This window comes from Pseudomonas sp. 29 (assembly GCF_002754355.1).
Taxonomy (GTDB): domain Bacteria; phylum Pseudomonadota; class Gammaproteobacteria; order Pseudomonadales; family Pseudomonadaceae; genus Aquipseudomonas; species Aquipseudomonas neuropathica.
Window position 1 is genome coordinate 6074097 of record NZ_PEEY01000001.1, and the last position, 19230, is coordinate 6093326.

Below are 19230 nucleotides of genomic sequence, written 5' to 3' on the forward strand. Positions count from 1 at the left end.
CCCAACAAAACCGGGCATTCCAGCCCTGGCACGCTTGCTGCTCTACCACTCCCATCTCCGCAAATGTCCCGAGGACACGCCAATGAGTCAGCAAGCCGTAAAATTTGCCTACTGGGTGCCGAACGTCAGCGGTGGGCTGGTGGTCAGCAAGATCGAACAGCGCACCGATTGGGGCATCGACTACAACCGCAAACTGGCGCAGCTCGCCGAGGCCGCCGGGTTCGAATACGCGTTGACGCAGATCCGTTTCACCGCCGGGTATGGTGCGGAGTTCCAGCATGAATCCGTGGCGTTCAGCCACGCATTGCTCGCGGCCACCAGCAAACTCAAAGTGATCGCCGCGATCCTGCCCGGCCCGTGGCAACCGGCGTTGGCAGCCAAGCAACTGGCGACGATCGACCAACTCACCAACGGCCGCATCGCGGTGAACATCGTCAGTGGCTGGTTCAAGGGTGAATTCCAGGCCATCGGCGAGCATTGGCTGGAGCACGACGAGCGTTATCGCCGTTCCGAGGAGTTCATTCGCTCACTGCGAGGCGTGTGGAGTCAGGACAACTTCACCTTTCGCGGCGATTTCTACCGCTTCGATAATTACAGCCTGAAGCCAAAACCGCTGGGTCGTCCGGAAATTTTCCAGGGCGGCAGTTCCCGTGCCGCGCGGGACATGGCCGCACGGGTTTCGGACTGGTATTTCACCAACGGCAACAGCGTTGAGGGGATCAAGGCGCAGGTCGACGATATTCGTGCCAAGGCAGCGGCGAACAATCATTCAGTGAAGATCGGCGTGAATGCCTTTGTCATCGCCCGTGAAACCGAAGAAGAGGCGCGGGCGGTACTTGCGCAGATCATCGATCAGGCCGATCCGGAAGCGGTAAACGCTTTTGGCGATGCGGCGAAACAGGCAGGCCGTGCATCGCCGGAGGGTGAGGGCAACTGGGCGAAATCGACGTTTGAGGATCTGGTGCAGTACAACGATGGTTTCAAGACCAATCTGATTGGTACGCCGTTGCAAATTGCCGAGCGGATTGTCGCGCTGAAAGCGGTGGGTGTGGATCTGGTGCTGGCGGGGTTTCTGCACTTTCAGGAGGAGGTCGAATACTTCGGGCGACGGGTGTTGCCGCTGGTGCGCGAACTGGAGGCAGAAAAGACTGCCGCTGTTGCCTGAACCCTATGCAAAACCTGTGGGAGCGAGCTTGCTCGCGAAGGCGTCCTTTCAGTAAATACTGTGATTACTGATAAACCGCATTCGCGAGCAAGCTCGCTCCCACATTGGATCTTTGTGAATCTACAGACCGAGGTCAGACAGGCTCGGATGACCATCCGGGCGCCTGCCCAGCGGCCAGTGGAACTTGCGTTCGCTTTCCTTGATCGGCATGTCGTTGATGCATGCATAGCGCTGGAACATCAGGCCCTGCTCATCGAACTCCCAGTTCTCGTTGCCGTAAGAGCGGAACCAGTTACCTGAATCATCGTGCCATTCATAGGCGTAACGCACGGCGATGCGGGTATCCGAGTAAGCCCAGAGTTCCTTGATCAAACGGTAATCCAGTTCCTTCGCCCATTTACGGGTCAGGAAGGCCTTGGCTTCTTCGCGGTTGTTGGCGAATTCGGCGCGGTTGCGCCATTTGGTGTCGAGGGTGTAGGCCAGCGATACCCGTTCCGGGTCGCGGGAGTTCCAGCCATCCTCGGCCAGGCGAACTTTCTCGATGGCTGATTCACGGTTGAAGGGCGGCAATGGCGGACGTACCTGGGCTGCAGTAGACATATCAGTCTCCCGATCTAATTAATAATTGAACAACAAGTCCGGCTTATTAAGGCGTTACAGGTCCAATAACTTTCGCGCCATGCATTGCGCATTATCGGCGGCACTGTGATCACCCATCACAAGCGCTACGGTAATGGCGCCATCAATCAGGATCAGCAGCTGTTTGGCCAGCAGTTGCGGATCCTCGGCGCCATGTTCGGTACACAGCTCGCACACGTAGTCGAGCAGCTTCTGTTTGTGTTCTTTCGCCACCAGCCGCACCGGGTCTTGCGGGTCACCGGTCTCGCCGCTGGTGTTGATGAACGCGCAGCCGCGAAAGCCTTCGGAGGCAAACCAGCTCTTGAGCACGGTAAACAGGTTGAGCAGGCGATCGGCCGGGGTTTCGGCCTGATCGACAGCGCTTCTGTACCAATGCATCCAGCGCACGTCGCGACGTTGCAGGGCGGCGACGGTCAGCGCGTCCTTGTCGGCAAAGTAACGGTAGATGCTTTTTCTGGAGACGCCGGCGGTTTTCACCAGAAGATCCATGCTGGTGGCAGCGATGCCACTTTTGTAGATCAACTTTTCGGTGACATCCAGAATGATGTCGCGTGTGTCATTGCTAGTGATTTCGTTCATGTGGCGAACAGTAGAACGATTGTTCTCCTTGGTCAAGCGGGTATTTTTGTCGACTGTGAAATCGTCTTCGCGAGCAGGCGCGCTCCCACAGGGGAATGCGTTTCAAAGGTGGGAGCGAGCCTGCTCGCGAAGAGGCCATTACAGACACTAACAAGACCCGAAGGATGTGATGGTGTAAGCTCTCGGGTTCTTCGGATTCGACCCATTGCGAGCCCTATGCCGTTGCTTTTCAAACGTTCCTTGCTGCCCAAATTGCGCAGCTTTCCGCTGACCGCCGAGGCCGTGACCATTCTGTCCGGCGCCGCCGAGTTTCGTCGTTGCCTGCTGGAGAAAATCGCCACGGCGACCCAGCGCATCTACATCGTTGCGCTGTATCTGCAGCAAGACGAAGCCGGTCAGGAAATCCTCGATGCCTTGCACGCCGCCAAGCTCAAGCGCCCCGAGCTGGAGATCGCCGTGGTCGTCGATTGGTTGCGCGCCCAGCGCGGGCTGATCGGTGCCGGCAAGCAGCCGGGCAATTCGGCGTGGTATCAGGAAATGACCCGCACGCACCAGAGCGAAGTGCCGGTGTACGGCGTGCCGGTGCAGACCCGCGAGTTGTTCGGTGTGCTGCATTTGAAGGGCTTTGTGATCGACGACTGCGTGGTCTACAGCGGTGCGAGCCTGAATAACGTTTATCTGCACAAGTTCGACAAGTACCGTTTCGACCGTTATCACGTGCTGCACAGCGCTGAGCTGGCCGACTCGATGCATCACCTGGTCAAACATGGCCTGATCGAATCCAAAGCCGTGCATCGCCTCGATCTGCCGAACCTGCCGACCACACGCAGCCTGCGCAACGACATCGGCGATCTGCGCAGCCGTCTCAAATACGCGACGTACGACACCGCCAATGGCAGCACCGCCAGAGACGGCCTGTCGGTCAGCCCGCTGCTCGGCGTCGGCAAGAACAACCCGTTGAACCGGGCGATTCTCGAACTGATCGCCAGCGCGCAAAAACAGCTGACCATCTGCACCCCGTACTTCAACCTGCCGTTGGGTGTGATTCGCGAGATCAACCGAGCGCTGGCCCGTGGCGTGAAGATCGATATCGTGGTCGGCGACAAGACCGCCAACGACTTTTATATCCCGCCGAGCGAGCCGTTCAAGGTGATCGCGGCGTTGCCGTATCTGTACGAAATCAGCCTGCGCCGCTTTGCCAAGCGCCATCAGCGCAACATCGACAGCGGGCAGTTGAACCTGCACCTGTGGCGTGACGGCGACAACACCTATCACCTCAAGGGCATGTGGATTGATCAGCGCTATACGCTGCTGACCGGCAACAACCTCAATCCACGGGCGTTCCGCCTGGATCTGGAAAACGCCTTGTTGATCGATGACCCGAAAGGGGAATGGCTGGAGCCGCGGGCGAAAGAGCTTGAAGAGATTTTCCGCCATACCACACGGATCGACAGCTTTCAGAGCCTGGAGACGCTGCCCGAATACCCGGCCGGGGTGGCCAAGTTTCTCAAGCGCGTGAGTCGGGTGCGGATTGAGCGGTTGCTCTACCGGATTTTGTAAGGCTTTAAATTTGTAGCGGTCATACAACCGCTATCGCGAGCAGGCTCACTCCTACATTTGGAACGCGTTCCCCTTGTAGGAGTGAGCCTGCTCGCGATAGGGCCTTAACAGACGCTAAAAAACTTAGTTCAGCCCCAACTTGCCACGCAACGTGGACAGATCTTCCGCCAGTGTATTCACCGGCCCGACCAGCGCTTTACGGTCGTTATCCTTCACCTTGTCATACGTCTCGAAACCACCGTCCTGGGTCTTGTACTTGGCCAGAATCTTGTCGACCGTGGCAAAGTTCTTGTCCACCTTCGCAGCAAAAGCCTTGTCCTGCTGCTCGATCTGCGGACGGAACAGATCAACGATTTTCTTCGCGCCGTCGATGTTGCCCTGGAAGTCATACAGGTCAGTGTGGCTGTAGCGATCTTCTTCGCCGGAGATCTTGGTCGCGGCGACTTCTTCCAGCAGCGCGGCGGCACCGCCGACGACTTTCTCCGGCGGGAAAGTCAGGCCGGCGACGCGGGTTTGCAGATCTTTTACGTCGCTGTTGAGCTTGTCCGCCAACTCGTTAAGGCCCTGGGTGCTTTTTTCCGAGAACAGCGAATACTCGATGCGGTGGAAGCCGGTGAAGTCGTCAGCCTTTACGCCTTTCTCGTGGTCGTCGACACGGGAGTCGATGGACGCATCGAGGTCACTGAACAGCTCGGCAATCGGCTCGATCGACTCGTAGTAAACGCGGGTTGGCGCGTAGAGCTTTTGCGCAGTAGCCAGGTCGCCTTTCTTCACCGCATCGGTGAATTGTTGGGTGTGGCTGCCCAGCTCATCCAATTGCTCGGTAACGTAAATCTTGTAGTCCGAAACCGGCCCCACCAGATCCAGCGGTGCGGTGGCAGCGAATGCCGACAGCGGGGTGTTGAGCAAACCAAGGGTCAGCAGTAACGCGAGTGGGGTCTTTTTCATCGGGGGCGGCTCCAGTGTCGAGATTGTTTTATGCGGCTGTTTTCGGTTGTGTGGCGTTGAGCAGCGAGCGACCGATAAAGTCCTTGTCGCCCGTGACACCCGGCAGGGTAAAGAAATAGCCGCCGCCGACCGGTTTGAGGTATTCCTCCAGCGGCTCGCCGTTGAGACGGGTCTGCACGGTGATAAAGCCTTTTTCCAGATCGGCCTGGTAGCAGATGAACAGCAGGCCCATGTCGAGCTGGCCGTTCTTGTTCACGCCATTCGAATAGTTGAACGGCCGGCGCAGGATCAGATTGGCCTGGCTCGCGGCGGTGCGCGGGTTGGCCAGGCGAATGTGCGCGTCGAGCTTGGTCAGCTTGCCGGCCGGGTCTTTGCTGTAATCCGGGACTTCAGTCTCATGCTGTGCACCCATCGGCGCGCCAGTGGTTTTGACCCGGCCGATGATGCTTTCCTGTTCCTGCAATGGCGTACGGTCCCAGCGCTCGACAAAGTTGCGGATGATCCGCACCGCTTGATAGCTGCCGTGAGCGGCCCAGGCCGGTTCGTCACTGCCCGGTTGCACCCAGACCAGGCGATCCATGGCTTTAGCGTCGTTGGAATCGGGGTTGGCCGAGCCATCGCGGAAGCCGAGGAAGTTACGTGCCGATTGCGCCGGCACGCCGGCTTTTGCCGGGGCTTGCGGCGGTACGCTGCCTTCCTGCTTCCAGCGCACCAGCAGCAGGTCGGGAAGGTTTTTGACGATATCGCGCAGGGCGTGAATGTTGGTGTCGGCGGTGTTCGAGCAGAACTGCAGGCTCAGGTCACCGTGGCAGCAATCGGCGTCCAGCGCATCGTTGGGAAACCCGACCATGCGCATCAGACGCTTGGGCTTGGCGTCGGCCAGACCGAAGCGCTCGTCGAACAGCGACTCGCCGACCGAAACAGTGATGGTCAGGTTGTCCGGGGTTACATTCGGGCCAAGGATGCCGGAGTCCGGCGGCGGCAGTTTCGGATCGATCTGCGCCACCGGGCCGCCCTTCATCAGGAACGCGATGCGCTCGTTGAGGGTGCGGAACAGCCGCTCCAGATCTTCACGATCACTGGCCAACACGTCGAACGATACGAGCATGCCCGACGCCGGGCGCGGGGTGACGATGCCGGTCTGGTGGATGCCGTGGAAATCGTGACGGTCTTCGGTCTTGTCACTGCTCGGTGCTTCGGTGACTTGTGCCGGCGCGGCGGCCATGGCCGGACAGCTCAGGGCCGACCCGGCGAGGGCGACACCGGCGGCGCCCATGCCCATCAGGACACGGCGACGTTGCAGGTTGAGTGGTTCGCTATCTTTCATCGTCAAATCGTCTTCTGCTTACAGGCCGGAGAGGCCGAGGGCGGGATCGATGCCATCCAGAGCGTCGGCCAGGGCCTGGGCTTTGTCGGCAATCTGCTTGCGTTGTTCGCCGCTGATGGCGTCGTAACTGGCGTAGCCGTCCTTGATCTTGTAGGTATCGAGTTCGCTGTCGAAGTCCGCCAGTGCCTGGTCGATGTTCGGCAACAGCTCGACCGCCGACTTGGTCAGCATTGGCCGCAACAGATCGACGACTTTGTGTGCGGTTTGCGCGTTGGCAGCGAAACCGTTGAGGTCGCTGTGGCTGTAGCGTTCTTCTTCACCGCTGGCAGCACGGACGTCGGCCAAGGTGTTGAGGTTGCGCACGATGATGCTGACCAGTTGCTCCGGTGGCAGGCTCTGCGCGAGCAATTGCTGTTTGAGCGTGGTGACATCGCTGAGCAGGCGCTGGGCAACGGGCGTCAGTTGGTCGAGATTGCGTTGCTGGAACAGTGCGTATTCGATGCGGTGGAAACCGACGAAGGCCGGATCCTGTTCGCGCTTTTCGAAGTAGTCGGCGCGGGCGTTGATGCTGTTGTCCAGTTCCGCCAGGCGTTGCGCGGCAGGGGCCAGACGCTGATAAGCCGCGCGGGCCGGTAAGTACAGCGCTTGAGCCTGACTGAGGTCGCCGCTTTCAATCGCTTGATCGAGCGCGGTCACGGCTTTGATCAATGCGTTGCTCTGGCTGGCCAGGTACACGCGAAATTCCGACAGCGGCCCGACGAAGGCGACCATCGACGGCTTGGCTTTGGCCGCAGCATCAGAGGCTGCAGTTGGCGTCACGTGCAGGGTGCCGCGCGGGTTGCTCAGCAGGCCGCAGGTGATCGCGTAATCGCCCGGTTGCAGGTTGGCGTTGATCACTTGGCTCAGGCCCGGCGCAATGTTTTCCCGCTCCTCGACAACGAGCACACCGTCGAGGATTTCCCATTCCACGGCGCGGTCGGAGCGGTTGACGATGCGGAAACTGGCGCGACCGGCCGGCACCGTCAGCGCGTTGGGTTCGCAATTGCCCGGATGAATGTTCACCACCACTTCATCGTGGTTGTGCTGACGCTTGGCCGCAGCCATTTTCGAGGCGTAATAAAACAGACCACCGGCGGCGATCATCACCACCACCGAGCCGGCCACCGCCCAACGCAAGGCGCGAGGAGGGGAGGCCTGAGGAGTATTAGGCTTTGACATGAATGCCCTTATTGGCTGGAAACGGAAGACGATTGTGCGGAGGGCTTCGGCGCGGGAGCCGGGTAAAAGAACATCACCAGCGCCACCAGCAGATAAAGCAGATACGCACCGAGGGTGCTGACAGTCGGCGCATCCTGATAACCGAACATGCCGGCGAGCACCGAGCCCAACGGGCCATCCATCGGCAGCGTCGCGCTGAAGTCGAACAGCACGGTTTGCAGGTGATTCCACAACCCGGCTTCATGCAACGCCTGCACCGAGTTGGCGAGAATCCCGGCGGCCACCACCAGAATGAACAGGCCGGTCCACTTGAAGAACGCCGAAAGATTGAGGCGCATGCTGCCGCTGTAGATCAGGAAACCGACGATGATCGCCAGAATCAGCCCGAGCAGGGCACCGATCGGCGCGCCGGGGCCTTCGCTCTGCTGGAACACGGCGAGCAGGAAGAACACCGTTTCCAGGCCTTCGCGAGCGACCGCGAAGAACACCATGGCGATCAGTGCAATGACCTGATGTTTAGAGGAAGTCAGCGCGTGATCCAGCGAGGCTTGCAGCGAATGCTTGATCGAGCGCGCGACCTTGCGCATCCAGAACACCATGGAGCTGAGAATGCCTACGGCCACCAGCCCGACCACGCCTTCGAACAGCTCCTGCTGCCTTTGCGGGAATTCAGCGCTGACCAATTCAAGACCACCGCCCACCAGCAGGGCGAGGGCAGCGGCGAGAAATACGCCGATCCACACGGCAGGCATCCATTGCCCACGGCCAGTCTGTTGCAGGTAGCTGGCGATAATGCCAACGATCAGCGCGGCTTCAATGCCTTCGCGCAGCATGATCAGGAAGGGAACGAGCATTCGGTGTCCAGTAAGTCATTCGAAGAGGTTACAAGTTGTAACATAATGACAAGCATTCTCACATGACAATGATTGGCATAAACCTGAACACAAGCTGAACAACCTAAATTTTCGCCTCACACAGATCCCTGTAGGAGTGAGCCTGCTCGCGAAAGCGGTGGCTCAGAAAAATCAATGTTGACTGACACGACGCTATCGCGAGCGGGCTCACTCCTACAGGGGATTCGTGTTGAATTCGTGTCCTGCGGTAAGATGCCCACCACTCAAAAACAACAAGGTTTACCGCGCTCCATGTCGGAAAAAGACACCATCGCCGTGCAACTGGTGCGTGAAGCGCTGCTGCAAAGTTGTGCCCCGGGCGCAGCCACCGAAGAGGTGTTGAACAAGGTCGGGATTGCTCCGCTGCTGCTGCAATCCGAACACGGCCGGGTGCCGGCCTCGCAGTACGCGAAACTCTGGCGCTTGTTGGCCCGACGCGGGGATGACGAGTTCTTTGGCATGGACCCGCGCAAGCTCAAGTCTGGCAGCCTCGAATTCCTCTGTCGCAGCGCGATGGCGCAACCGACGCTGGCAGCGGGTTTGAACACGGGGCTGAGCTTTCTGTCGCTGATGCTGGAGCGCATGCCAGCGCAATTGGTGCATCAGCAAAGTCTGGCGGAGATCGTCCTGCTGGAGGATGGCCACGAACCGCGTCGCGCCTTCACCTATTTCACCTACTGGATGATCGTCCACGGTGTGGCCTGCTGGCTGGCGGGGCGGCGGATTCCGATTCTGGCGATCGAACTGCGCTGTGCGGCGCCGGCGTTCACCGATGACTATCGAGTGATGTTCTCGGAAAACCTGCGTTTCGAGCGTCCACGCACGCGGATGATCTTCTCTGCCGATTGCCTCGATCTACCGATCAAGCGCACCGCCGAAGAACTGAAACGCTTTCTCGCCCACGCCCCGGCCAACATTCTGGTCAAGTACCGCGACCCGGAAAGCCTTGCCAGTCGGATCAAGCACGATCTGCGGGAGTTGCCGGCCGAGCAGTGGCCGGAAACCGAGGCCCTGGCCCAACAGTTGTGCATGTCGGCTTCGACGTTGCGCCGGCGCTTGGCGGAAGAAGGGCAGACCTACCAAGGGCTCAAGGACAGCGTGCGCAAAGAACTGGCGATTATCTGGCTGGCGGAGCCTTCGATCAGTTTTGTCGAGATTGCCAGCCGCTTGGGATTTGCCGATGCGAGTTCGTTCTACAAGGCGTTTCGCAAATGGTCGGGGTCGAATCCGGGCCACTATCGCCAACTGATCCTGAATGAGGTTGTCTGACCCAACACATTCCGCCGCTTGATCGTTCCCACGCTCCGCGTGGGAATGCCTCAAGGGACGCGCCGCGTTCCAGCTCTGGAGCGGACGCAGAGCGTCCGAGGCTGCATTCCCACGCAGAGCGTGGGAACGATCAGTGTGGTAGCGGTCTTGGCCAAACCAGTCAGCCACATTGATGGCTTTGACCATTGCCCCAGCCCCCGCACAGCGCGACTATCCCCCTGTTGTTTACGGTTCCCAGCCTAATAAAAAACAGAGGGATTCTGGCAATGCGCGATTACTTGTCTGCCACCGCACAGTTCAACTATCAGCACACCGTGGATGCCGCGCTCAGCGGTACGCTTGCGGCACTCAACGCCTGCGTCGAATGTTGCGACCGTCATGCCTTGCCCGGGCGCATTGCGCTGTTCTGGGAAGGCCGCGACGGCGCCAGTGCGACGTACACCTTCAGCGACCTGCAGGACAAAGCCGCGCGTTTCGCCAACTTCCTCCTCGCTCAGGGCGTGCAGAAGGGCGACAAGGTCGCCGGCCTGCTGCCGCGCAACATCGAATTGCTCATCACCGTGCTCGCCACCTGGCGCATCGGCGCCGTGTATCAACCGCTGTTCACCGCCTTCGGCCCCAAAGCCCTCGAACATCGCCTGAACAGCTCCGGCGCCAAAGTCGTGGTCACCGATGCGGTCAACCGGCCGAAACTCGCCGAAGTCGCTGACTGCCCGACCCTCGTGACCGTTGGCGGCGCCAAAGGCCAGGGCATCGTCCGTGGCGACTTCAGCTTCTGGGCCGAGCTGGCCAATTACTCCAATGTCTGCGAACCGGTCCTGTTGACCGGCGAAGACCCGTTCCTGCTGATGTTCACCTCCGGCACCACCGGCCCTTCGAAAGCGCTGTCGGTACCGCTCAAAGCCATCGTCGCGTTCCAGAGTTACACCCGCGATGCGGTAGACCTGCGTCCCGAAGACGCCTTCTGGAACGTCGCCGATCCGGGTTGGGCCTACGGCATCTATTTCGGCGTCACCGGGCCATTGTCGATGGGCCATCCGATCACTTTCTACGATGGGCCGTTCACCCTCGAAAGCACTTGCCGGGTGATCAACAAGTACGGCATCACCAACCTCACCGGTTCGCCCACCGCTTATCGCTTGCTGATCGCCGGTGGCGACGAATTCGCCAAGTCGATCAAGGGCAAGTTGCGCATCGTCAGCAGCGCCGGCGAACCGCTGAACCCGGAAGTCATCCGCTGGTTCGCCGACAACCTCGGCGTGGTCATCCACGACCATTACGGCCAGACCGAACTGGGCATGGTCCTGTGCAACCACCACGGCCTTGATCACGCGGTGCACGTTGGAGCCGCCGGTTTCGCCTCGCCGGGCCATCGCATTGTGGTGCTCGACGATCAGTACAACGAACTTGGTGTCGGCCAGCCGGGCATTCTCGCCATCGACCGTCCGCAATCGCCGATGTGCTGGTTCGGCGGTTACGAAGGCGCGCCGACCAAGGCTTTCGTCGGCGATTACTACCTGAGCGGTGACACCGTGGAATGGAACCCGGACGGCAGCATCAGTTTTGTCGGCCGCAGCGATGACGTGATCACCACATCGGGCTACCGCGTAGGCCCGTTCGATGTCGAAAGTGCGCTGATTGAGCACCCGGCAGTGGTCGAAGCGGCCGTCGTCGGCAAGCCGGACCCGGAGCGCACCGAACTGGTCAAAGCCTTCGTCGTGCTGAGTGCGCAATACCGCGCCGCGCCGGAGCTGGCCGAAGAATTGCGCCAACACGTACGCAAACGTCTGGCCGCACACTCATACCCGCGTGAAATCGAATTTGTCAGCGAATTGCCCAAGACCCCAAGTGGCAAATTGCAGCGCTTTATCTTGCGCAACCAGGAAATCGCCAAGGCTCAAGAGGCCGCGGCACATAACGTTTCAGCTTGAATCAGGAAGTACAGTCATGCAGATCGAAAACAAGGTTTTTATCGTCACCGGCGGCGCGTCCGGCCTGGGTGCCGCCACCGCTGAATTGCTGGTCAGTGCCGGCGCCAAAGTGATGCTGGTGGACATGAATGCCGAAGCTGTCGCCGCACAGGCGCAGCGTCTGGGCGCGCAAAGCGTCGTTGCCGATATCAGCAACGAAGCCGCCGCTGAAGCTGCCGTGCAGGCCACCGTTAAAGCCTTTGGCAGCCTCAACGGTCTGGTCAACTGCGCCGGTATCGTCCGTGGCGAGAAGATCCTCGGCAAGAACGGCCCGCATGCACTGAGCAGTTTCGCCCAAGTGATCAACGTCAACCTGATCGGCAGCTTCAATATGTTGCGCCTGGCCGCTGCGGCCATCGCCGAAGCCGAGGCCAATGCCGACGGCGAACGCGGCGTGATCATCAACACCGCCTCGGTCGCAGCGTTCGACGGCCAGATCGGCCAAGCGGCGTATTCCGCTTCGAAAGGCGCGATCGCCAGCCTGACCCTGCCGGCCGCCCGTGAGCTGGCGCGCTTTGGCATCCGCGTGATGACCATCGCCCCGGGCATTTTCGAAACGCCGATGATGGCCGGCATGACCCCGGAAGTCCGCGATTCGCTGGCCGCCGGCGTACCGTTCCCGCCGCGTCTGGGCAAGCCTGCCGAGTACGCCGCGCTGGTTCGGCATATCATCGAAAACAGCATGCTCAACGGCGAGGTGATCCGTCTCGACGGTGCCTTGCGCATGGCCGCCAAGTAAGGAGGATTTGTCATGACTATTTCCAACGATCCGATTGTCATCGTCAGCGCCGTGCGCACGCCGATGGGCGGCTTTCAGGGCGAACTGAAAAGCCTCACCGCGCCGCAACTCGGTGCTGCTGCGATCAAGGCTGCGGTTGAACGTGCCGGTGTTGCCAGCGACGCGGTCGATGAAGTGCTGTTCGGTTGCGTACTGCCTGCGGGCCTCGGTCAGGCGCCTGCACGTCAAGCGGCGCTGGGCGCCGGGCTGGATAAATCGACCCGCTGCACCACGGTCAACAAGATGTGCGGCTCGGGCATGGAAACCACCATTCTCGCTCACGACATGCTGGTGGCTGGCAGTGCTGATGTGGTGATCGCCGGTGGCATGGAAAGCATGTCCAACTCGCCGTATCTGCTGGATCGTGCCCGCGCCGGTTATCGCATGGGTCATGGCCGCGTGCTCGACTCGATGTTCCTCGACGGCCTCGAAGACGCCTACGACAAGGGCCGCTTGATGGGCACCTTCGCCGAAGACTGCGCCGAGACCAACCACTTCAGCCGCGAAGCGCAGGACGCGTTTGCCATCGCCTCGACCACCCGCGCGCAGCAGGCAATCAAGGATGGCAGCTTCAAGGATGAAATCGTTCCGCTGACCGTGACCGTCGGCAAAGAGCAGGTGCTGATCAGCCAAGACGAGCAGCCACCGAAAGCCAAACTGGACAAGATTGCCTCCCTGAAACCGGCGTTCCGCGAAGGCGGCACGGTGACGGCGGCGAACTCCAGCTCGATCTCTGACGGCGCGGCGGCTCTGGTGCTGATGCGTCAGTCGCAGGCACAGAAACTCGGGCTGAAACCGCTGGCGGTGATCCATGGCCACGCTGCGTTCGCCGACACCCCGGGGCTGTTCCCGGTGGCGCCGATTGGGGCGATCAAGAAGCTGATCAAGAAAACCGGTTGGTCGCTGGGTGATGTCGATCTGTTCGAAGTCAACGAAGCGTTTGCCGTGGTTGGCATGGCGGCGATGACGCACCTGGAAATCCCCCATGACAAGCTGAATGTGCATGGGGGTGCCTGTGCGCTGGGTCATCCGATCGGTGCGTCGGGTGCGCGGATTCTGGTGACGCTACTGTCGGCCCTGCGCCAGAGAAAGCAGAAGCGCGGTATTGCGGCGATCTGCATCGGCGGCGGCGAAGCCACGGCCATGGCTGTGGAATGCCTCTACTGAGCCCAACACCAATCCCCTTGTAGGAGTGAGCCTGCTCGCGATGACGTCGTGTCAGTCACCACTGATTTATATGACCCACCGCTATCGCGAGCAGGCTCACTCCTACAGGGAAAGCGGTGCGACTTACATTTAAGGATTCACCATGATTCCCAACGAAGACCAAACCCAGATTCGTGATATGGCCCGGCAATTTGCCGAGGAACGCTTGAAGCCGTTCGCCGCCGAGTGGGATCGCGAGCACCGTTTCCCCAAGGAAGCCATCGCTGAAATGGCCGAACTGGGCTTCTTCGGCATGCTCGTGCCGGAGCAGTGGGGCGGTTGCGACACCGGTTACCTGGCGTACGCCATGGCTCTGGAAGAAATCGCCGCCGGCGACGGCGCCTGTTCGACGATCATGAGCGTGCACAACTCGGTCGGCTGCGTGCCGATCCTCAAGTTCGGCAATGACGATCAGCGTGAACGCTTCCTCAAACCGTTGGCCAGCGGCGCTATGCTCGGTGCCTTTGCATTGACCGAACCACAGGCCGGTTCCGACGCCAGCAGCCTGAAAACCCGTGCACGGCTGGACGGCGATCACTACGTGCTGAACGGTTGCAAACAGTTCATCACCTCCGGGCAAAACGCCGGGATCGTGATTGTGTTTGCGGTGACCGATCCGAGTGCCGGCAAACGCGGTATCAGCGCGTTTATCGTGCCGACCGATTCACCGGGCTATAAAGTCGCTCGCGTCGAAGACAAGCTCGGCCAACACGCCTCCGACACCTGCCAGATCCTCTTTGAAGACGTCAAAGTGCCGGTGGCCAACCGCCTGGGTGAAGAGGGCGAGGGCTACAAGATTGCTCTGGCCAACCTTGAAGGCGGTCGCGTCGGCATCGCTTCGCAAGCGGTGGGCATGGCCCGCGCGGCGTTTGAAGCGGCGCGTGATTACGCCCGTGAACGCGACACCTTCGGCAAGCCGATCATCGAACATCAGGCCGTAGCTTTCCGCCTCGCCGACATGGCCACGCAGATCGCCGTCGCCCGGCAGATGGTGCATTACGCGGCGGCCCTGCGTGACAGTGGGCAACCGGCACTGGTCGAGGCGTCGATGGCCAAACTGTTCGCCTCGGAGATGGCCGAGAAGGTCTGCTCAATGGCGTTGCAAACACTCGGCGGTTACGGTTACCTCAACGACTTCCCGCTGGAGCGCATCTACCGCGACGTGCGCGTGTGCCAGATCTACGAAGGCACCAGCGATATTCAGCGCATGGTTATTTCGCGCAATCTTTAAGAAGGAATTTTGATTCATGACGTACGAAACCATTCTGCTGGAAACCCATGGCCGCGTTGGCCTCATCACCCTTAACCGTCCGCAGGCGTTGAATGCCCTGAATGCGCAACTGGTCAGCGAAGTGAACCAGGCCTTGGATGCGCTGGAAGCGGATGCGAACATCGGTTGCATCGTCCTCACAGGTTCGAAAAAGGCCTTTGCCGCCGGTGCCGACATCAAGGAAATGGCCGAGCTGACCTACCCGCAGATCTACATGGACGATCTGTTCAGCGACAGCGATCGTGTGGCCAACCGGCGCAAGCCGATCATTGCCGCCGTCAACGGCTTCGCCCTTGGCGGTGGTTGTGAACTGGCGTTGATGTGCGACTTCATTCTGGCCGGTGACAACGCCAGATTCGGTCAGCCGGAAATCAACCTCGGCGTGTTGCCCGGCATGGGTGGCACCCAGCGCCTGACCCGCGCCGTCGGCAAGGCGAAAGCCATGGAGATGTGCCTGAGCGGACGCATGATCGATGCGGTGGAGGCCGAGCGTTGCGGCATCGTTGCGCGGATCGTGCCGAGCGATGAGTTGTTGGATGAAGCGTTGAAGGTTGCTGCGGTGATTGCCAGCAAGTCGTTGCCGATTGCGATGATGGTCAAGGAAAGTGTCAACCGAGCCTTTGAGGTCAATCTGACTGAGGGCGTGCGCTTTGAGCGCCGGGTGTTCCATGCCGCGTTCGCGACGCAGGATCAGAAGGAAGGGATGGCGGCGTTTATTGCCAAGCGTGAGGCTGAGTTCAAAGGCAAGTAATGCGTCTAAAGCGAAAAGCCCCTCACCCTAACCCTCTCCCGGAGGGAGAGGGGACTGATTGGGGGATATTTCAGATTTACGCCGACCTGGAAGAGCTTTAGCGAATCCTTAATCGACTCAATCTTCCAGGTCGATGCATGACGCCAGACACCTCGGTCAGCTCTCTCTGCCTCTGGGAGAGGAGACTGATTGGGGGATGTTTGGGAGGTACGCCGACCTGAAAGAACTTACTGAATCCCTGATCGACCTGGTTTATCCAATCGATAATCGACTCGGTATTTCAGGTCGATGCATAGCGCCAGACAGCTCGGTCGGCTCCCTCTCCCTCTGGGCGGTCCGACGTTTCGGGAGGGCTGGGGTGAGGGAAAGGGGCCAACACCGTTACAACTGATAGTTCTTCAGCTCCCGCGCAATCACCATCCGCTGAATCTCGCTCGACCCTTCATAGATCTGGGTAATCCGCGCATCGCGGTAATACTTCTCGACCGGATAATCCTCCAGATACCCATACCCGCCATGAATCTGAATCGCCGACGAGCAAACCTTCTCGGCCATTTCCGACGCAAACAGTTTGGCCTGTGACGCCTGCGACAAACACGGTTTGCCCGCCGTGCGCAGTCGCGCCGCATGCAGGATCATCAGGCGTGCCGCGTTGATTTGCATGTGCATGTCGGCCAACAGATTGGCGATGCTCTGGTGCTCGTTGATCGGTTTGCCGAACTGGATGCGATCGCGCGAATACACCAGCGCCGCTTCAAACGCAGCACGGGCGATGCCCAATGCTTGCGCAGCGATGCCGATGCGACCACCTTCAAGGTTGGACAGGGCGATCGCCAGACCTTTACCGCGTTCACCGAGCAGATTGGCCTCGGGAATGCTGCAGTTGTTCAACGTCACCGCGCAGGTGTCGGAGGCGCGAATGCCCATTTTGTGCTCGGTGCGATCAACGATAAACCCCGCTGTATCGGTCGGCACCAGAAACGCCGAAATACCTTTCTTGCCCAGATCCGGATCGGTCACGGCAAAGACGATTGCCAGTTTCGCCCGTTTGCCGTTACTGACAAATTGCTTGGCGCCGTTGATCACCCACTGGCCGTCACGCAACTCGGCGCGGGTGCGCAGGTTGTGCGCCTCGGAACCGGCCTGCGGTTCGGTCAGGCAGAAGCAGCCGATGGTTTGCCCACTGGCCAGATCTGCCAGCCAGGTCTGTTTTTGCGCTTCGCTGCCGTAATTGAGCACCGGACCGCAGCCCACCGAGTTATGGATACTCATGAAGGCGCCGGTTGCGCCATCACCGGCAGAGATCTCTTCCACGGCCAAGGCATAGGCGACGTAATCGACGTAGGTGCCGCCCCATTCCTCGGGTACCACCATGCCGAGCAAACCGAGTTCACCCATCTTCGCGACGAGCGCGTCATCGATCCAGCCAGCCTTTTCCCACGCCTGCGCGTGCGGCGCGATTTCGCCACGGGCAAAGTCCCGGGCCATGTCGCGGATCATTACTTGTTCTTCAGTCAGTTCGAGATCGTGCATGGCTCAGCTCCCGCTCTCAGCAAACCCGTGGAAGAAACTCGCGACATGCTCTGCGTCCAGCGCAGCGAGGGTCGGCGGGTTCCAGCGAGGTGTCTTGTCTTTATCGATCAGCAGGGCGCGGACGCCTTCGATCAGGTCGCCACGGGCGAACCACTGGCGATCCAGATGCAGTTCCAGCGCGAAGCACTGTTCCAGGCTCAAGTGGCGGCCGCGACGCAGCATCTCCAGGGTCACCGCCATGGCCAACGGCGAGCGGGTTTCCAGCAGGTCAGCCGTGGTGGTCGCCCATTCGTGGCTGTTGGCAACCGTCACTGCGCGTAACTGCTCGACCATGCTCGGTACGTCCGGCAGGGCGAAGAAATGGTCGATGGCCGGGCGCAAAGCCTCAAGTGGCGCATCGGGCAAGGTTTGCACTGCGTGTTTGGCCAGCAGGTTTTGCAGGGCCTTGAGCGGCGTGTCCTGCCATTCCATCTGATCGAGTCTTTCGTCGAGCAGCGCCAGTTTGCTGCTGTCCAGATACCAGTCGGCCAAGCCGCAATACAGCGCGTCGGCGGCACGGATCTGCACACCGCTGACCCCCAGATAAATCCCCAGCTCACCGGGAATGCGCGGCAGGAAATAACTGCCACCGACATCGGGGAAATAACCGATGGCCACTTCTGGCATGGCCAGACGGCTCTTCTCGGTGACCACACGCAGATCGGCGCCTTGCACCAGGCCCATGCCGCCGCCGAGAACGAAACCGTCCATCAGCGCCAATACCGGTTTGCGGTAGTGATGAATCGTCAGGTCGAGGGCGTATTCCTCGACGAAGAAATCTTCGTGCAGCGTGTCGCCGCTTTTGAAACTGTCGTACAGGGACCGAATGTCGCCACCGGCACAGAAGGCTTTTTCACCGGCACCGCGCAGGACCACGGCGTGAACATCGGTGTCAGTCGCCCAGGCGTCGAGCTGCCGTTGCAGCAAGCGCACCATGTCGAGGGTAATGGCATTGAGACCGGCGGGGCGGTTCAGGGTCAGGTGACCGATATGATTGCGAACCTCGGCCAGCACTTCGTTTTGCGTGGCATCCATGGACGGGGTCCGCGGGGATGAAGCCTGAGCTGTCATCAGTAACTCCCTGCTTTTATTGTCTTTATTCGAGAAGCTCGCGCGCGAGCGTTAGCCGATCGTAACAGTGCAAATTTGCCCTGTACAACCGGGATATTCGCAGGGGGAGTTTGCGTTTTTACATCACCCGAATCGCCGCGTTCCTGTGTAGGAGCAGCCTGCGGCAGCGCCTACCCGGGGTCAGCGGAATGCTTCGGTAATGCTGCGCCGTTTGGCGTGCAGTTCGCTGGCGTGGATCAGTTGTTCGAGGTCTTCGGGGGTGACGTCGATAAACGCTTCCATCTCGGCCAAGGCAAGTTTCAGGTCTTCGGCGGTGATCGCCTGACTGTCGACCGGCCCATGCACCGGAGCCGGTTCTGCCGGGCGTTTCGGGTAACGGATCCGTGTCAGGTTGTTGTAGGCAAGCGCGCTGAGCAGCATGCACACCGCGCCGAGCATCACCGGTTCCATGGCTTTCCAGTCCATGGCGATGGTCGCCGGATCCGCCAGCACCAGCGTCAGGGCCAACGCGCCAGCGGGCGGATGCAGGCAACGCAGCCAGCACATCAGGATCAGCGCCACACCCGCCGCCAGACAGGCGCTGCCAAGGGTTCGGCCAAGCACATGCGCCACCAGCAACGCGACCACGCCAGCACATAAATAGCCACCGACAATCGACCACGGCTGGGCGAGGGCGCCGGAGGACACGGCGAACAGCAACACCGCCGATGCGCCCAGCGGGCCGATCAGGTGATAGGCGACCTCATGGCCGAATACCTGCGCGCACAACCACACACTGAACAACGTGCCCAACGCCATGCCGATGGCGGCGCGGCTCCATTCGGTGGGACGGGTGTTGATGGCGGCGGGCAACCAGCGAGCGAGCATGTGAATCCGATCCTTGCAGCAAATTCGAGGCAAAAAAAAGGACTTGTCCGGCATATCCGGAAAGCCCTCGAAGTGTTCCAACATTGGGGGAGGAACGCGCACAGTGTGCCGGGCAAACTCGATGCTGACAAATTCATATTAATGCAG

The 19230-nt window shown here is 60.2% G+C and carries 17 protein-coding genes; 8 read left to right on the top strand and 9 right to left on the bottom strand.

All coding sequences use genetic code 11. The annotated features are described in order from the left end of the window. Positions 1-82 precede the first annotated feature (82 nt). Positions 83-1165, top strand: a complete 1083-nt coding sequence (gene sfnG, locus CLU80_RS28255) for a dimethylsulfone monooxygenase SfnG (protein WP_093432753.1) — start codon at positions 83-85, stop codon at positions 1163-1165. Between the two features lie 120 nt (positions 1166-1285). Here the strand turns inward: sfnG and CLU80_RS28260 are convergent, their stop codons facing one another. Both CLU80_RS28260 and CLU80_RS28265 read right to left on the bottom strand, forming a co-directional pair. Beyond that, entirely contained in the window at positions 1286-1765 is a 480-nt protein-coding gene (locus tag CLU80_RS28260; protein WP_099759097.1) for a nuclear transport factor 2 family protein, read from the bottom strand. Positions 1766-1819: 54 nt separating this feature from the next. Further along, positions 1820-2383, bottom strand: coding sequence for a TetR/AcrR family transcriptional regulator (locus CLU80_RS28265; RefSeq protein WP_007914737.1), 564 nt, complete (start codon positions 2381-2383; stop codon positions 1820-1822). A 216-nt stretch (positions 2384-2599) separates the two neighbouring features. On the opposite strand from CLU80_RS28265, the gene pssA reads away from it, so the two are divergent. Beyond that, complete coding sequence (gene pssA, locus CLU80_RS28270; RefSeq protein ID WP_093432748.1) at positions 2600-3943, top strand: CDP-diacylglycerol--serine O-phosphatidyltransferase; 1344 nt, start codon at positions 2600-2602, stop codon at positions 3941-3943. Between the two features lie 123 nt (positions 3944-4066). Here pssA and efeO (CLU80_RS28275) read toward each other — a convergent pair whose 3' ends face one another. From efeO (CLU80_RS28275) to efeU, 4 genes are read right to left on the bottom strand one after another with little or no spacing between them, the layout of a single operon-like run. Then, positions 4067-4891 (bottom strand): iron uptake system protein EfeO, encoded by an 825-nt coding sequence (gene efeO, locus CLU80_RS28275; RefSeq protein WP_099759098.1) that lies wholly within the window; start codon positions 4889-4891, stop codon positions 4067-4069. A 28-nt stretch (positions 4892-4919) separates the two neighbouring features. After that, complete coding sequence (efeB, locus tag CLU80_RS28280) at positions 4920-6218, bottom strand: iron uptake transporter deferrochelatase/peroxidase subunit (RefSeq protein ID WP_093432742.1); 1299 nt, start codon at positions 6216-6218, stop codon at positions 4920-4922. Between the two features lie 18 nt (positions 6219-6236). Then, on the bottom strand, positions 6237-7436 hold the full coding sequence (gene efeO, locus CLU80_RS28285; protein ID WP_099759099.1) for an iron uptake system protein EfeO: 1200 nt from the start codon (positions 7434-7436) through the stop codon (positions 6237-6239). Between the two features lie 8 nt (positions 7437-7444). Continuing rightward, positions 7445-8290, bottom strand: a complete 846-nt coding sequence (gene efeU, locus CLU80_RS28290; protein WP_099759100.1) for an iron uptake transporter permease EfeU — start codon at positions 8288-8290, stop codon at positions 7445-7447. 291 nt (positions 8291-8581) lie between these two features. Here efeU and CLU80_RS28295 point away from each other — a divergent pair, with 291 nt between their 5' ends. From CLU80_RS28295 to CLU80_RS28320, 6 genes are all read left to right on the top strand, one after another. Further along, entirely contained in the window at positions 8582-9598 is a 1017-nt protein-coding gene (locus CLU80_RS28295) for an AraC family transcriptional regulator (protein WP_099759101.1), read from the top strand. A gap of 266 nt (positions 9599-9864) precedes the next feature. Continuing rightward, positions 9865-11529, top strand: coding sequence for an AMP-binding protein (locus CLU80_RS28300; RefSeq protein WP_099759102.1), 1665 nt, complete (start codon positions 9865-9867; stop codon positions 11527-11529). A gap of 16 nt (positions 11530-11545) precedes the next feature. Further along, the gene (locus CLU80_RS28305) at positions 11546-12307 is read left to right on the top strand and encodes an SDR family NAD(P)-dependent oxidoreductase (protein ID WP_095126290.1); all 762 of its coding nucleotides are present in this window, start codon (positions 11546-11548) and stop codon (positions 12305-12307) included. A 12-nt stretch (positions 12308-12319) separates the two neighbouring features. Then, entirely contained in the window at positions 12320-13513 is a 1194-nt protein-coding gene (locus CLU80_RS28310) for an acetyl-CoA C-acyltransferase (RefSeq protein ID WP_099759103.1), read from the top strand. 142 nt (positions 13514-13655) lie between these two features. Then, the gene (locus CLU80_RS28315) at positions 13656-14783 is read left to right on the top strand and encodes an acyl-CoA dehydrogenase (protein ID WP_095180012.1); all 1128 of its coding nucleotides are present in this window, start codon (positions 13656-13658) and stop codon (positions 14781-14783) included. Between the two features lie 16 nt (positions 14784-14799). Continuing rightward, a complete protein-coding gene (locus tag CLU80_RS28320) occupies positions 14800-15573 on the top strand; it encodes an enoyl-CoA hydratase (RefSeq protein ID WP_093432724.1) in 774 nt (257 codons plus the stop codon). 381 nt (positions 15574-15954) lie between these two features. Here CLU80_RS28320 and CLU80_RS28325 read toward each other — a convergent pair whose 3' ends face one another. The 3 genes from CLU80_RS28325 to CLU80_RS28335 all read right to left on the bottom strand — a co-directional run bounded on the left by CLU80_RS28325 (position 15955) and on the right by CLU80_RS28335 (position 19083). Next, the gene (locus CLU80_RS28325) at positions 15955-17106 is read right to left on the bottom strand and encodes an acyl-CoA dehydrogenase family protein (RefSeq protein WP_093432721.1); all 1152 of its coding nucleotides are present in this window, start codon (positions 17104-17106) and stop codon (positions 15955-15957) included. Positions 17107-17109: 3 nt separating this feature from the next. Further along, a complete protein-coding gene (locus tag CLU80_RS28330) occupies positions 17110-18216 on the bottom strand; it encodes an enoyl-CoA hydratase/isomerase family protein (protein ID WP_099759104.1) in 1107 nt (368 codons plus the stop codon). 180 nt (positions 18217-18396) lie between these two features. Beyond that, positions 18397-19083, bottom strand: a complete 687-nt coding sequence (locus CLU80_RS28335) for an HPP family protein (RefSeq protein WP_099759105.1) — start codon at positions 19081-19083, stop codon at positions 18397-18399. Between the last annotated feature and the right edge of the window lie 147 nt (positions 19084-19230).

What these genes read in the sequence shown, in the direction of transcription:
- sfnG (WP_093432753.1), top strand. Translation starts at nt 83, where the DNA reads ATGAGTCAGCAAGCCGTAAAATTTGCCTACTGGGTGCCGAACGTCAGC.
- CLU80_RS28260 (WP_099759097.1), bottom strand. Translation starts at nt 1,765, where the DNA reads ATGTCTACTGCAGCCCAGGTACGTCCGCCATTGCCGCCCTTCAACCGT.
- CLU80_RS28265 (WP_007914737.1), bottom strand. Translation starts at nt 2,383, where the DNA reads ATGAACGAAATCACTAGCAATGACACACGCGACATCATTCTGGATGTC.
- pssA (WP_093432748.1), top strand. Translation starts at nt 2,600, where the DNA reads ATGCCGTTGCTTTTCAAACGTTCCTTGCTGCCCAAATTGCGCAGCTTT.
- efeO (WP_099759098.1), bottom strand. Translation starts at nt 4,891, where the DNA reads ATGAAAAAGACCCCACTCGCGTTACTGCTGACCCTTGGTTTGCTCAAC.
- efeB (WP_093432742.1), bottom strand. Translation starts at nt 6,218, where the DNA reads ATGAAAGATAGCGAACCACTCAACCTGCAACGTCGCCGTGTCCTGATG.
- efeO (WP_099759099.1), bottom strand. Translation starts at nt 7,436, where the DNA reads ATGTCAAAGCCTAATACTCCTCAGGCCTCCCCTCCTCGCGCCTTGCGT.
- efeU (WP_099759100.1), bottom strand. Translation starts at nt 8,290, where the DNA reads ATGCTCGTTCCCTTCCTGATCATGCTGCGCGAAGGCATTGAAGCCGCG.
- CLU80_RS28295 (WP_099759101.1), top strand. Translation starts at nt 8,582, where the DNA reads ATGTCGGAAAAAGACACCATCGCCGTGCAACTGGTGCGTGAAGCGCTG.
- CLU80_RS28300 (WP_099759102.1), top strand. Translation starts at nt 9,865, where the DNA reads ATGCGCGATTACTTGTCTGCCACCGCACAGTTCAACTATCAGCACACC.
- CLU80_RS28305 (WP_095126290.1), top strand. Translation starts at nt 11,546, where the DNA reads ATGCAGATCGAAAACAAGGTTTTTATCGTCACCGGCGGCGCGTCCGGC.
- CLU80_RS28310 (WP_099759103.1), top strand. Translation starts at nt 12,320, where the DNA reads ATGACTATTTCCAACGATCCGATTGTCATCGTCAGCGCCGTGCGCACG.
- CLU80_RS28315 (WP_095180012.1), top strand. Translation starts at nt 13,656, where the DNA reads ATGATTCCCAACGAAGACCAAACCCAGATTCGTGATATGGCCCGGCAA.
- CLU80_RS28320 (WP_093432724.1), top strand. Translation starts at nt 14,800, where the DNA reads ATGACGTACGAAACCATTCTGCTGGAAACCCATGGCCGCGTTGGCCTC.
- CLU80_RS28325 (WP_093432721.1), bottom strand. Translation starts at nt 17,106, where the DNA reads ATGCACGATCTCGAACTGACTGAAGAACAAGTAATGATCCGCGACATG.
- CLU80_RS28330 (WP_099759104.1), bottom strand. Translation starts at nt 18,216, where the DNA reads ATGACAGCTCAGGCTTCATCCCCGCGGACCCCGTCCATGGATGCCACG.
- CLU80_RS28335 (WP_099759105.1), bottom strand. Translation starts at nt 19,083, where the DNA reads ATGCTCGCTCGCTGGTTGCCCGCCGCCATCAACACCCGTCCCACCGAA.